This window comes from Streptomyces albidicamelliae (assembly GCF_025642175.1).
Lineage (GTDB): Bacteria > Actinomycetota > Actinomycetes > Streptomycetales > Streptomycetaceae > Streptomyces > Streptomyces albidocamelliae.
Map to the genome: position 1 here is coordinate 6195647 of NZ_CP106795.1, position 12950 is coordinate 6208596.

Genomic DNA, 12950 nt, shown 5'->3' on the forward strand with positions numbered 1-12950 from the left:
AGCGCAGGGTGGGAGGATCAAGACATGCCAGACGTGCTCGATGCCACTCCGTACGACGCCCTGCTCCTGCTCTCCTTCGGCGGCCCCGAAGGCCCGGACGACGTGGTCCCGTTCCTGGAGAACGTCACGCGCGGGCGCGGCATCCCGAAGGAACGCCTGAAGGAAGTCGGGCAGCACTACTTCCTGTTCGGCGGGGTCAGCCCCATCAACGACCAGAACCGCGCCCTGCTGGACGCCCTGCGCAAGGACTTCGCCGAGCACGGCCTGGACCTGCCGGTCTACTGGGGCAACCGCAACTGGGCGCCGTACCTGACGGACACCCTGCGCGAGATGGCGGCCGACGGCCGCCGGCGCGTCCTGGTCCTCGCCACCAGCGCCTACGCCTCCTACTCGGGCTGCCGCCAGTACCGCGAGAACCTCGCCGACGCCCTGGCCGCCCTGGAGGCCGAGGGAGTGGAGCCGCCGCGGGTCGACAAGCTCCGGCACTACTTCAACCACCCCGGCTTCGTCGAGCCGATGGCCGACGGGGTGCTGCGCGCCCTCGCCGACCTCCCCGAGGACGTCCGGGCCGGCGCCCACATCGCTTTCACCACCCACTCCATCCCGACCGCCGCCGCCGACACCTCCGGCCCGGCCGAGGCACACGGCGAGGGCGGGGCGTACGTCGAGCAGCACCTGGACGTGGCCCAGCTGATCGCCGACGCCGTCCGCGAGCGCACCGGTGTCGACCACCCCTGGCGGCTCGTCTACCAGTCCCGCTCGGGCGCCCCGCACATCCCGTGGCTGGAGCCGGACATCGTCGACCACCTGGAGGAGCTGCACGGCGCCGGCGTGCCGGCCGTCGTCATGGCCCCCATCGGCTTCGTCTCCGACCACATGGAGGTCCTCTACGACCTCGACACCGAGGCCACGGCCAGGGCCGGGGAGCTGGGCCTGCCGGTACGCCGCTCGGCCACCGTGGGAGCCGACCCGCGGTTCGCCGCCGCGGTCCGCGAACTCGTCGTGGAGCGCGCCACCGTGGAGCGCGGGCAGCGGGTCACCCCCTGCGCCCTCGGCGCCCTCGGCCCGAGCCACGACGTCTGCCCGGTCGGCTGCTGCCCGGCCCGCGCCCCCGCCCGGCCGCCGCCGGCGCCGACAGCCCCTACGCGTGAGGAGCCCCGTGACCGACGCCCTGCACCGGGAACTGCTCGGCCTGGCCCAGGAGGCCGCCCGCCGCGCCGGCGAGCTGCTGCGGGACGGCCGCCCGGCCGACCTGGCCGTGGCGCGGACCAAGTCCAGCCCGATCGACGTGGTGACCGAGATGGACATCGCGGCGGAGAAGCTGATCACCGATCTCATCTCCGGCCACCGCCCCGACGACGGATTCCTCGGCGAGGAGGGCGCCTCCGTCGAGGGCACCAGCGGCGTCCGCTGGGTGATCGACCCGCTCGACGGCACCGTGAACTACCTGTACGGCCTGCCCACCTGGGCGGTGTCGGTGGCGGCCGAGCACCACGGCGAGACCGTGGCCGGGGTCGTCGCGGCGCCGATGCGCGGCGAGACGTATCACGCCGTGCGCGGTGGCGGCGCGTGGGCCACGGGCGCGTGGGAGGGCGAGCGGGCGCTCGCCTGCCGGCCCGCACCCCCGCTGGAGCAGGCCCTGGTCTCCACCGGCTTCAACTACGTCACCGAGGTCCGCGCCCACCAGGCCGAGGTGGCCGCCAGGCTGATCCCGCTGCTGCGGGACATCCGGCGCAGCGGCTCGGCCGCGGTCGACCTGTGCGACGTGGCCTGCGGCCGGCTCGACGGGTACTACGAGCGGGGACTCAACGCGTGGGACCACGCGGCGGGGGACCTGATCGCCCGGGAGGCGGGGGCGCTGACCGGCGGACGGCCCGGGGAGCGCCCCTCGCGCGACCTCACCGTCGCGGGTGCGCCCGGCGTCTTCGAGCCCCTCCAGCGGCTGCTGGAGGACTTCGGGGCCTGGCACGACTGACCGGCACCGCGCACGCAAAGGGACCCCGGCGCTGGATTCGCCGGGGTCCCCTCTTGCGCTCTCGTGCCGATCAGACGCGTGTCGCGCCGACCTCCACACCGTGTTCGGCGGCGAGGCGGCGCAGGTCGTCGAGCTCTGCCTGCTCCACCTCGACGAGGAAGTCGTCGCCCTCGTCACGAGCCCGCGTCAGGTCGGTCTCGGTCGCCCTTATGCGCTGCAGAAGTCCTGCGGTGAAAGCGTCCATGCTGCGCCCCCTCGTCCAGGGTCGTGGGTAGGTGGCACGGGGGTGTGCCGTCAAGAAGGGGCGATCACGTTGCCGCAGGTGCCCGGCGCAGCCCTGCCGGGCGGCTACGGTGCCGGACACCCACGCCCACTCTGCGAAAGCGCATCGGGGGGTACCGCATGGTGCTGCGGCACATGCAGAGCGTGATCGCGGGGTGTAAAGCCGTCCTCCCCCCGCTCCCTTCCCTGGAAACCTGAACCGGAGGAGAAAATCTCGTATTCCCGGGCCACCGCACGGTTCCTCCGGCCCGGACCCCGCCTTACAGCCGACTTATGGCCGAAAAGGGCAGGATGGAGGTCACATCCCACGAACACCCCTGCCCGCACGCGCCCACATCGCGTCGCGCGGGTGGACAGAGGAAGGACAAGCGACGTGCGCGTACTCGTCGTCGAGGACGAGCAGCTGCTCGCCGATGCCGTGGCCACCGGGCTGCGCCGGGAGGCCATGGCCGTCGACGTCGTGTACGACGGTGCGGCCGCCCTGGAGCGCATCGGCGTCAACGACTACGACGTGGTCGTCCTCGACCGCGACCTCCCGCTCGTGCACGGCGACGACGTCTGCCGCAAGATCGTCGAGCTGGGCATGCCCACGCGCGTGCTCATGCTCACCGCCTCCGGCGACGTCAGCGACCGCGTCGAGGGCCTGGAGATCGGCGCCGACGACTACCTGCCCAAGCCCTTCGCGTTCAGCGAGCTGATCGCCCGCGTGCGCGCCCTCGGCCGCCGTACGAGCGTCCCGCTGCCGCCCGTCCTGGAGCGGGCCGGCATCAAGCTCGACCCCAACCGCCGCGAGGTCTTCCGCGACGGCAAGGAGGTCCAGCTCGCCCCCAAGGAGTTCGCGGTCCTGGAGGTGCTGATGCGCAGCGAGGGTGCCGTCGTCTCCGCCGAGCAGCTGCTGGAGAAGGCGTGGGACGAGAACACCGACCCGTTCACCAACGTGGTGCGCGTGACGGTCATGACCCTGCGCCGCAAGCTCGGTGAGCCGCCCGTGATCGTCACGGTGCCCGGCTCCGGCTACCGGATCTGACCGGCCGTGGCCGCCGCCCCCGCGCCCCCGCAGGCGCCGCCGAAGCCCACCTGGGACCCCAGGAGGCCGCAGCCTCCCTTCCCCTGGCTGCGCCCGACCATCCGCATACGGCTCACACTGCTGTACGGCGGCATGTTCCTGATCGCCGGCATCCTGCTGCTGTCGATCATCTACCTGCTCGCCGCACAGGCGATCAACACCGGCAACCAGCCGCTGTTCAAGATCGTCAGCTTCCAGGAGCTGAAGATCTCGTCCGACAGCTGCCCGGCGATCAACACCACCAAGCTGCCGCTGTCGGACTTCAAGGACGCCATCGCGCACTGCATGGACCAGCAGCGCCAGGCGGCCCTGGACGACCTGCTCAGCCGCTCGCTGCTGGCCCTCCTCGGCCTCGCGGTCATCGCCTTCGCGTTCGGTTACGCGATGGCGGGCCGGGTGCTGTCCCCGCTCGGCCGCATCACCCGCACCGCCCGCCAGGTCGCCGGCTCGGACCTGTCCCGCCGTATCGAGCTGGACGGCCCCGACGACGAGCTGAAGGAGCTGGCGGACACCTTCGACGACATGCTGGAGCGCCTCCAGCGGGCCTTCACCGCCCAGCAGCGCTTCGTCGGCAACGCCTCCCACGAGCTGCGCACCCCGCTCGCGATCAACCGCACGCTCCTGGAGGTGCACCTGTCGGACCCGAACGCGCCGGTGGAACTCCAGCAGCTCGGCAAGACGCTGCTGGCCACCAACGAGCGCAGCGAGCAGCTGGTCGAGGGCCTGCTGCTGCTCGCCCGCAGCGACAACCAGATCGTGGAGCGCAAGCCGGTCGACCTGGCCGAGGTCGCCACCCAGGCCGTCGACCAGGTGCACGGCGAGGCCGAGAGCAAGGGCGTGAAGATCCGCGGCGAGCGCAAGCCCGCCGTCGTGCAGGGCAACGGCGTGTTGCTGGAGCGGATCGCGCTGAACCTCGTGCAGAACGCGGTGCGCTACAACGTGGCGGAGGACGGCTGGGTCGAGGTCGGCACCGAGGTCGAGCACGGGCAGGCGGTGCTCACCGTCTCGAACACCGGCCCGGTCGTGCCGGCGTACGAGGTCGACAACCTCTTCGAGCCCTTCCGGCGGCTCCGCACGGAGCGCACGGGCAGTGACAAGGGGGTCGGACTCGGCCTGTCCATCGTCCGGTCCGTGGCCCGCGCGCACGGCGGTCACGTCGTCGCACAGCCCCGGGAGGGCGGCGGCCTGGTGATGCGCGTCACCCTGCCGCTGTGATCAGCGACCGACACACGCGGAGGATGTTCGCTTTGCGCGGAATTTTCTGGGGGCCGTTTGCGGTTGCTCTTGTGTGATCAATCACATGGGCGGATTTCCAGCCAGGTACTCTCCGTGATCATGACAGAAGGTGGAAAGCCGGGAAAGTCCTGGTTTTCAGGGCTCTTGATCACGGGAAGTACACGGTGAGGCGCCTTTGAGGTGCGACATTCAAACCGTGTACGGTCCTCACCGCCAACCAAGCCGATCACTCTCGGGGGGTCGGGTTGGGTGTCGATTGAGTAACAGACCTTGATGTGAGGCAAAATCTCCGCCTCAGGTCGGGCACAAGTCCGGCCTCTCACGCGTTACGTGCGCTGGAGACACCGCAAACACCCAGAGGGGGAGAGCGTTATGGCAACCGACTACGACACTCCACGCAAGACCGACGACGACGTCGACTCGGACAGCCTGGAAGAGCTGAAGGCCCGGCGGAACGACAAGTCCACCTCGGCCGTGGACGTCGACGAGTTCGAGGCCGCAGAGGGCCTGGAGCTGCCCGGCGCCGACCTCTCGAACGAGGAGCTGGCCGTCCGGGTGCTGCCCAAGCAGCAGGACGAGTTCACCTGCATGAGCTGCTTCCTGGTGCACCACCGCAGCCAGCTGGCCCGCGAGAAGAACGGCCAGCCGATCTGCCGCGACTGCGACTGAGGACGGGTCGGCCGTGACTGGCTCGACCCCTCCGCGGAAGCGCCGCTTCTCCTTGCGGAAACGGAAAGCGGACCAAGGGCCGTCCGACGGCCCGCACGGCGCGCGTGACGACGAGCGGGGCTCATCGGCTGAGAGAGCCTCGCTCGAACCGGCGGCCGACCGGGAAGACCTGTCGGCGCCGGCTGGGCAGCCCGCGCCCGTCGCACGGCGGCGGGCCGCGGTGGTGCGTGACAAGGCCCGGGAGATGGCCCGGGAAGGGGCCCGTAAGGGCGGCAGCCGCGCTCGCGCGGGGCTCGGGTACCTCGCGGACCGGATCATCGAGATCGCCCCGCGGATCCCCGTACGCGACCTCGCCACCCTGCGCAGACAGTTCCCGGGTCTCGGACCCGAGGAGATCGCCGACAAGCTGGTGGCGGGTGCCGCGGCCGGGACCTCGACGGTCGGCGCCGGGATCGGGGCCGCCGCCATGCTGCCGGTGCCGCCCGCCATGCCGACCGAACTGGCCGCGGAGATCACCGGGGTCGCCGCGATCGAGCTGAAGCTCATCGCGGAACTCCACGAGGTCTACGGCGTACGCCCGCCGGGGAACCTCAAGGTCCGCAGCACCGCGTATCTGTCCTCCTGGTCGGGGGAGCGCGGGATCGACGTGACGAAGCCGTCGACGTACGACACGGCCCTCGGCGGCCGGATGAAACGCGAACTGCGCCAGCAGATCATGAAGCGCATGGTCCGCGACCTGCCCAACCTGATGCCGTTCCTGGTCGGAGCCGCGGTCGGGGCCGTCATGAACCGGCGGGACACCAGGAGACTCGCGGGACGGATCCGCAAGGACCTGCGCAAGATCCAGGTTCCGTGGGACGAGCTGACCGAGCTGCCGCCCCTGGAGGAACCGGCGGAACCGCTCGGGATCGGCGAGCTGCCGAAGGAGCTCTAGGCGTTCGCCGTCCGGGCCGCCTCGATCGCGGCGGCCAGCCTCTCCGGCTCCCGCGTCGACAGGTACAGGTACGGCGTGGGGTCCTCCGGGTCGGTGACCTCCACCTTCAGCGCCCCCGGGATGTAGGCCCGCAGCAGCAGGAAGGCGCGGGTGTCGGCCTTGTACGTGCGCCAGGCACGGGCCTCCTCCGCGTCCAGCACCTCCGAGGAACCGAGCGCCGACACCGGGATCTTCGCCTCGCCCGCGATCAGGGAGTCACCCACGACACGGATGCGCGGGGAGCCGTAGGCGCTGGCCACCACCGCCGCGGCCGCCGTACCGCCCACCAGGCCGCCGAGCAGCGGCAGCGTGCCGAAGGGCAGCAGGATGAGCGCGAACGAGACACCCACGAGAAAGCTGATCAGCCACCACGAGCGGGGGGCGGTGAGGCGTTCTTCGTAGGGGGTGGCGGAGAGCTGCATGGAGCCAAGCTTGGCACGGGACGCGGGGCGGCCCCGAACCAGGGCGGGGCTGCCGCGCGGCCCCGCCGGGCACCGCGGTGGCGGGCGCCGGACGGACGGGTAAGGTCTGCGCCTGTGAGTGGTAGTTCCGCAGCTCTTCAGCCCCCCGCCGACGCGGTGAAACCGGTACGGCACCCCGACGCGCCCGCGCCCGGGGAGCTCCTCGGCGCCCACTACGAACACTGTTTCGGTTGTGGCCCCGGGCAGCCGCACGGCCTGCACCTGGAGGCCCGCGCCGGCGACGGTGTCTCGCTGACCGCCGAGTTCGTCGTCCAGTCCGCCCACCAGGGCGCCCCCGGCCTCGCCCACGGCGGAGTGCTGGCCACGGCGCTGGACGAGACCCTCGGTTCGCTGAACTGGCTGCTGCGGACGATCGCCGTGACGGGACGGCTGGAGACCGACTTCGTGCGGCCCGTGCCCGTCGGCACCACCCTGCACCTGGAGGCCGAGGTCACCGCCGTCGCGGGGCGGAAGATCTACTCCACCGCCACCGGGCGCCTCGGCGGCCCCGACGGGCCGGTCGCGGTCCGCGCCGACGCCCTCTTCGTCGAGGTCAAGGTGGACCACTTCATCGACCACGGCCGCAAGGAGGAGATCCAGGCGGCCATGAGCGACCCGGACCAGGTCCGGCGCGCCCGTGCCTTCGAGGTGAACCCGTGAGCCGTGAGCCCCGCCGGGAACTCCCCGTGCAGATCCGGCGCGTCGATCCGGACGTACCGCTTCCGGCGTACGAGCACCCCGGGGACGCCGGAGCCGATCTGCGGACCACCGAGGCACGCGAGCTCGCGCCCGGCGAGCGGGCCGTACTGCCCACCGGTGTGTCGATCGCCCTCCCCGAGGGGTACGCGGCGTTCGTGCACCCGCGTTCCGGTCTCGCCGCCCGCTGCGGTGTCGCCCTCGTGAATGCCCCGGGGACGGTTGACGCCGGGTACCGTGGGGAGATCAAGGTGATCGTGGTGAATCTCGACCCGCGCGAGTCCGTGCGGTTCGAGCGCTTCGACCGGATCGCCCAACTGGTCGTCCAGCAGGTCGAGAGGGTCCGCTTCCAGGAGGTGGCGGAACTTCCCGGCTCCGCGCGGGCCGAAGGGGGCTTCGGGTCCACCGGTGGCCATGCCGCGGTGGGCGACGACAGCGGCACAAGCGGTCGGGCCGCCGAAGGCGGTTCGACGGGTGGGAATCGATACGCTTCGGTCGTATCCGACCGGGAAGGACAGTGACGTGTTCGGACGTCGCAACAAGAAGGGTGCCGCCGAGGACGCGGCCGGCGAGGCCGAGCAGGTCGTCGACAGCGTCGACACCGAGGCGGACGAGGAAGAGGCCGAGCGCGAGCGCGTCCGGCTGGAGCCGGAGCCCCGGCCCGACGGGCCGTGGGACAGCACCGAGGTGCGCGACCCGAGCGAGGGCCGTGTGGACCTCGGCGGGCTGTTCATCCCGGGCGTCGACGGCATGGAACTCCGGGTGGAGGTCGCCGGGGACGCGATCGTCGCCGCGACCGTGGTCCTGCGTGACAGCGCCGTACAGCTCCAGGCGTTCGCCGCGCCCAAGCGCGAGGGCATCTGGGGCGAGGTCCGCGAGGAGATCGGCTCCGGGATCACCCAGCAGGGTGGCATCGTCGACGAGGTCGAGGGTCCGCTGGGCTGGGAGCTGCGCGCCCAGGTGCCGGTGCAGCTGCCGGACGGCACGGGCGGCTTCCAGGTCGTGCGGTTCGTCGGCGTGGACGGCCCGCGCTGGTTCCTGCGCGGTGTGATCTCCGGGCAGGGCGCGGTGCAGCCGCAGGCCGCCGGGCTGCTGGAGCAGATCTTCCGGGACACGGTCGTGGTCCGCGGCGAGGGCCCGATGGCGCCCCGCGACCCCATCGTCCTGAAGCTGCCGAACGACGCCCAGATGGTTCCGGAGGGTGTCCAGCAGGAGGAGGGCTCACGCTTCTCCGGCGGCATGGGCCAGCTGCAGCGCGGACCGGAGATCACCGAGGTCCGCTGACAGGCACGACGAACGAAAGGGCCGTACCCCGTGGCGGGTACGGCCCTCTCGCATGCCCGCGCTCTTGACGGGTCAAGACCTCACGGCACCCGGGAACCCCGACTGCCCCCTGTCCGAGCCCCCTGTCCGAACCGTTGATCGGCCGGGCGCCCGCGGCGATACTGGCGCCCGGTCCACGAGGACGGCGGGGGAGGCCACATGAGCCGGGTGCTCACCGAGACCATGGTGCGCGTCGAGGACGTCCACCGCTCGTACGGGCGGGGCGCCGCCGCCGTCCACGCCCTGCGCGGGGTCTCCTTCGAGGTGCCCCGCGGCGAGCTGGTCGCCGTCAAGGGCCGCTCCGGCTCCGGCAAGACCACCCTCCTCAACATCGTCGGCGGACTCGACACACCCGACCGGGGGCGGGTCGAGGTCGACGGGCGGCAACTCGGCGAGCTGGGCGAGAACGAGCTGCTGCGGCTGCGCCGGGACCGGATCGGGTTCGTCTTCCAGTCCTTCGGACTCATCCCGATCCTCTCCGCGGCCGAGAACGTCGGCGTACCGCTGCGGCTGCGCCGGGCCGAGCCGCGCGAGCGCGAGGAGCGCGTCGAACTGCTGCTCTCCCTCGTCGGGCTCGCCGGCCACGCGTCCCAGCGGCCCGGCGAGCTGTCCGGCGGCCAGCAGCAGCGCGTCGCCATCGCCCGCGCCCTCGCGAACCGCCCGGCCCTGCTGCTCGCCGACGAACCGACCGGGCAGCTCGACGCCGAGACCGGGCACGCCGTGATGGAGCTGCTGCGGGCCGTCGTCCACAGCGAGCGGGTCACCGCCCTGGTCGCCACCCACGACGCGACCCTCCTCGACCTCGCCGACCGGGTGCTGGAACTGCACGACGGCGAGATCGCCGGGCCCTGAACCCCGACGGCCGCCGGGGACTCATCAGAGATGCGTCAAAGTTGCCCGCGGCCCGCGCACCTGCCCCTTTTGTCGTGATTGCTGGCCGTAGGGTCGACGCTGCGCACGCAGGAGTCGGCGGAAGACAATGAGGCCATGGCACGCGGCAAGCTACGGATCTACCTCGGGGCGGCCCCCGGCGTGGGCAAGACCTACGCCATGCTCTCCGAGGCGCACCGCCGTACCGAGCGGGGCACCGACTGCGTCGTCGCGTTCGTGGAGCACCACGGCCGGCCGCGCACCGAGGTGATGCTGCACGGCCTGGAGCAGGTGCCGCGCGAACAGCTGGAGTACCGGGGCGGCAGCTTCGGCGAGATGGACGTCGACGCCGTACTGCGCCGGGCCCCCGCCGTCGCCCTGGTGGACGAACTCGCCCACACCAACATCCCCGGCTCCCGCAACGCCAAGCGCTGGCAGGACGTGCAGGAACTGCTCGCCGCCGGCATCGACGTCGTCTCCACCGTCAACATCCAGCACCTGGAGTCACTCGGCGACGTCGTCGAGTCCATCACCGGCGTGCGGCAGCGCGAGACCGTACCCGACGAGATCGTGCGGCGGGCCGACCAGATCGAACTGGTCGACATGTCCCCGCAGGCCCTGCGCCGCCGTATGGCGCACGGCAACATCTACCAGCCCGACAAGGTCGACGCGGCCCTGTCCAACTACTTCCGGCCCGGCAACCTCACCGCCCTGCGCGAGCTGGCGCTGCTGTGGGTCGCCGACCGGGTCGACGAGTACCTGAACGCGTACCGCAGCGAGCACCGGGTCTCCAAGATCTGGGGCTCCCGCGAGCGGATCGTCGTCGGGCTGACCGGCGGACCCGAGGGGCGCACGCTCATCCGCCGCGCCGCCCGGCTCGCCGAGAAGGGCGCAGGCGGCGAGGTCCTCGCCGTCTACATAGCCCGCAGCGACGGCCTCACCTCGGCCTCCCCGAAGGAGCTGGCCGTCCAGCGCACCCTCGTGGAGGACCTCGGCGGCACCTTCCACCACGTCGTCGGCGACGACATACCGGCCGCCCTGCTGGACTTCGCCCGGGGCGTCAACGCCACCCAGATCGTGCTGGGCTCCTCGCGCCGCAAGGCCTGGCAGTACGTCTTCGGGCCCGGCGTCGGCGCCACGGTCGCCCGCGAGTCCGGACCCGACCTCGACGTCCACATCGTCACCCACGAGGAGGTCGCCAAGGGCCGCGGACTGCCCGTCGCCCGGGGCGCGCGCCTCGGCCGGGCCCGCATCATCTGGGGCTGGGCGGTGGGCCTCGCCGGACCGGCCGTCCTCGCGGTGCTGCTGAACACCGTCGACCTCGGCCTCGCCAACGACATGCTGCTGTTCCTGGCCGTCACGGTTGCCGCGGCCCTCCTCGGCGGCCTGCTGCCGGCCCTCGCCTCCGCCGCGTTCGGCTCGCTGCTGCTGAACTACTTCTACACCCCGCCCCTGCACCGGCTGACCATCGCCGACCCCAAGAACATCGTCGCCATCGCGATCTTCTTCGGCGTCGGCATGTCGGTCGCCTCGGTGGTGGACCTCGCGGCCCGCCGCACCCACCAGGCCGCCCGGCTGCGCGCCGAGTCCGAGATCCTCTCCTTCCTCGCCGGCAACGTGCTGCGCGGCGAGACCAGCCTCGAGGAACTCCTGGAGCGGGTCCGGGAGACCTTCGGCATGGAGTCGGCCGCCCTGCTGGAACGGGCGGGCGACGTCGAGCCGTGGACCTGCGCCGGACGCGCCGGATTCGGTCCGGTGCTGGAACGCCCCGAGGACGCCGATGTGGACATGCCCGTCGGCGACCACATGGCCCTCGCGCTCACCGGCCGGGTGCTGCCCGCCGAGGACCGGCGGGTGCTCGCCGCCTTCGCCGCCCAGGCCGCCGTCGCCCTCGACCGCCGTCGCCTGCGGGAGGAGGCCGACCAGGCCCGTACGCTCGCCGAGGGCAACCGCATCCGCACCGCCCTGCTGGCCGCCGTCAGCCACGACCTGCGCACGCCCCTGGCCGGCATCAAGGCCGCCGTCTCCTCGCTGCGCTCCGACGACGTGGCCTGGTCCGAGGAGGACCGGGCGGAGCTGCTGGAGGGCATCGAGGAGGGCGCCGACCGCCTCGACCACCTCGTGGGCAACCTCCTCGACATGTCCCGCCTCCAGACCGGCACCGTCACCCCGCTCATCCGCGAGATCGACGTCGACGAGGTGGTCCCGATGGCGCTCGGCGGAGTCCCCGAGGACAGCGTCGACCTGGAGGTGCCCGAGACGCTGCCCATGGTCGCCGTCGACCCAGGGCTGCTGGAGCGGTCGGTGGCCAACCTCGTGGAGAACGCCGTCAAGTACAGCCCGCGCGGGCGCCGCGTCCTGGTCTCCGCCAGCGCCATGGCCGACCGGGTGGAGGTGCGAGTGGTCGACCGCGGACCCGGCGTGCCGGACGAGGCCAAGGACCGCATCTTCGAACCGTTCCAGCGGTACGGTGACGCTCCGCGCGGCGCCGGGGTCGGACTCGGACTCGCCGTGGCCCGGGGTTTCGCCGAGGCCATGGGCGGCACCCTGAACGCCGAGGACACGCCGGGCGGCGGGCTCACCATGGTGCTGAGCCTGCGCGCGGCGGGATCGCGTCCCGAGCGACTCCCCTCCGGGGGGCACCTCACCGAACCGGAAAGGCAGATTCGATGACCCGGGTGCTCGTGGTCGACGACGAGCCGCAGATCGTGCGCGCCCTCGTGATCAACCTGAAAGCGCGCAAGTACGAGGTCGACGCGGCCCCCGACGGCAGGACCGCCCTCGAACTCGCCGCCTCCCGCCACCCCGACGTGGTCGTCCTCGACCTCGGACTGCCCGACATGGACGGTGTGGAGGTGATCAGGGGCCTGCGCGGCTGGACCCGGGTGCCGATCCTCGTGCTGTCCGCCCGGCACTCCTCCGACGAGAAGGTACAGGCGCTGGACGCGGGCGCCGACGACTACGTCACCAAGCCCTTCGGCATGGACGAACTGCTGGCCCGGCTGCGGGCCGCCGTCCGCCGGGCCGAGCCGGTCGGACCCGGCGAGGAGGACCTGACGGCCGTGGAGACCGCGGAGTTCACCGTCGACCTGGCCGCGAAGAAGGTCAACCGCGGCGGCAAGGACGTCCGCCTCACCCCGACCGAGTGGCACCTGCTGGAGGTGCTGGTCCGCAACACCGGCCGGCTGGTCAGCCAGAAGCGGCTGCTCCAGGAGGTGTGGGGCCCCTCCTACGGGACGGAGACCAACTACCTGCGTGTCTACATGGCCCAGCTGCGGCGCAAGCTCGAGACGGACCCCTCCCACCCCGAGCACTTCATCACGGAGCCGGGGATGGGGTACCGGTTCGAGAAGTGAGCTTGGCTACGGCGGTCTCGGTGTGCCCCGGTACGCTTCAGGT

Annotated in this window: 13 protein-coding genes and 1 pseudogene; 12 read left to right on the forward strand and 2 right to left on the reverse strand. The window is 72.1% G+C overall.

Going from position 1 to position 12950, the window contains the following annotated elements:
• The first annotated feature begins 24 nt into the window (after positions 1-24).
• Together N8I86_RS28285 and N8I86_RS28290 are read left to right on the forward strand one after the other, a co-directional pair.
• Positions 25-1151: pseudogene (locus N8I86_RS28285) on the forward strand (ferrochelatase).
• 8 nt (positions 1152-1159) lie between these two features.
• The gene (locus N8I86_RS28290; RefSeq protein ID WP_123439986.1) at positions 1160-1975 is read left to right on the forward strand and encodes an inositol monophosphatase family protein; all 816 of its coding nucleotides are present in this window, start codon (positions 1160-1162) and stop codon (positions 1973-1975) included.
• 70 nt (positions 1976-2045) lie between these two features.
• Here the strand turns inward: N8I86_RS28290 and N8I86_RS28295 are convergent, their stop codons facing one another.
• Entirely contained in the window at positions 2046-2219 is a 174-nt protein-coding gene (locus N8I86_RS28295; RefSeq protein WP_176985545.1) for a hypothetical protein, read from the reverse strand.
• A 411-nt stretch (positions 2220-2630) separates the two neighbouring features.
• Between N8I86_RS28295 and N8I86_RS28300 the strand changes: the two genes are divergently transcribed.
• The 4 genes from N8I86_RS28300 to N8I86_RS28315 all read left to right on the forward strand — a co-directional run bounded on the left by N8I86_RS28300 (position 2631) and on the right by N8I86_RS28315 (position 6162).
• Entirely contained in the window at positions 2631-3284 is a 654-nt protein-coding gene (locus tag N8I86_RS28300) for a response regulator transcription factor (protein ID WP_003993508.1), read from the forward strand.
• Between the two features lie 6 nt (positions 3285-3290).
• Entirely contained in the window at positions 3291-4538 is a 1248-nt protein-coding gene (locus N8I86_RS28305) for a sensor histidine kinase (protein WP_073897634.1), read from the forward strand.
• A 393-nt stretch (positions 4539-4931) separates the two neighbouring features.
• Positions 4932-5228 (forward strand): DUF4193 domain-containing protein, encoded by a 297-nt coding sequence (locus N8I86_RS28310; protein ID WP_005481602.1) that lies wholly within the window; start codon positions 4932-4934, stop codon positions 5226-5228.
• Positions 5229-5241: 13 nt separating this feature from the next.
• On the forward strand, positions 5242-6162 hold the full coding sequence (locus N8I86_RS28315; protein WP_263278991.1) for a hypothetical protein: 921 nt from the start codon (positions 5242-5244) through the stop codon (positions 6160-6162).
• Here N8I86_RS28315 and N8I86_RS28320 read toward each other — a convergent pair.
• Positions 6159-6623: a DUF3093 domain-containing protein gene (locus N8I86_RS28320; RefSeq protein WP_073897633.1), complete on the reverse strand. Its 465-nt coding sequence runs from the start codon at positions 6621-6623 to the stop codon at positions 6159-6161. The two genes, N8I86_RS28315 and N8I86_RS28320, sit on opposite strands and share 4 nt — an antisense overlap.
• A 114-nt stretch (positions 6624-6737) precedes the next feature.
• Here N8I86_RS28320 and N8I86_RS28325 point away from each other — a divergent pair, with 114 nt between their 5' ends.
• From N8I86_RS28325 to N8I86_RS28350, 6 genes are all read left to right on the forward strand, one after another.
• On the forward strand, positions 6738-7322 hold the full coding sequence (locus tag N8I86_RS28325) for a PaaI family thioesterase (RefSeq protein WP_073897632.1): 585 nt from the start codon (positions 6738-6740) through the stop codon (positions 7320-7322).
• Entirely contained in the window at positions 7319-7879 is a 561-nt protein-coding gene (gene dut, locus N8I86_RS28330; RefSeq protein WP_073897631.1) for a dUTP diphosphatase, read from the forward strand. The genes N8I86_RS28325 and dut overlap by 4 nt, the downstream gene beginning before the upstream one ends.
• A gap of 1 nt (position 7880) precedes the next feature.
• On the forward strand, positions 7881-8642 hold the full coding sequence (locus N8I86_RS28335; protein WP_073897630.1) for a DUF3710 domain-containing protein: 762 nt from the start codon (positions 7881-7883) through the stop codon (positions 8640-8642).
• Positions 8643-8840: 198 nt separating this feature from the next.
• The gene (locus N8I86_RS28340) at positions 8841-9533 is read left to right on the forward strand and encodes an ABC transporter ATP-binding protein (protein ID WP_263278992.1); all 693 of its coding nucleotides are present in this window, start codon (positions 8841-8843) and stop codon (positions 9531-9533) included.
• Positions 9534-9668: 135 nt separating this feature from the next.
• On the forward strand, positions 9669-12224 hold the full coding sequence (locus N8I86_RS28345) for a sensor histidine kinase (RefSeq protein ID WP_263278993.1): 2556 nt from the start codon (positions 9669-9671) through the stop codon (positions 12222-12224).
• Positions 12221-12907: a response regulator gene (locus N8I86_RS28350; protein WP_263278994.1), complete on the forward strand. Its 687-nt coding sequence runs from the start codon at positions 12221-12223 to the stop codon at positions 12905-12907. Before N8I86_RS28345 ends, N8I86_RS28350 begins: the two co-directional genes overlap by 4 nt.
• Positions 12908-12950: the final 43 nt, after the last annotated feature.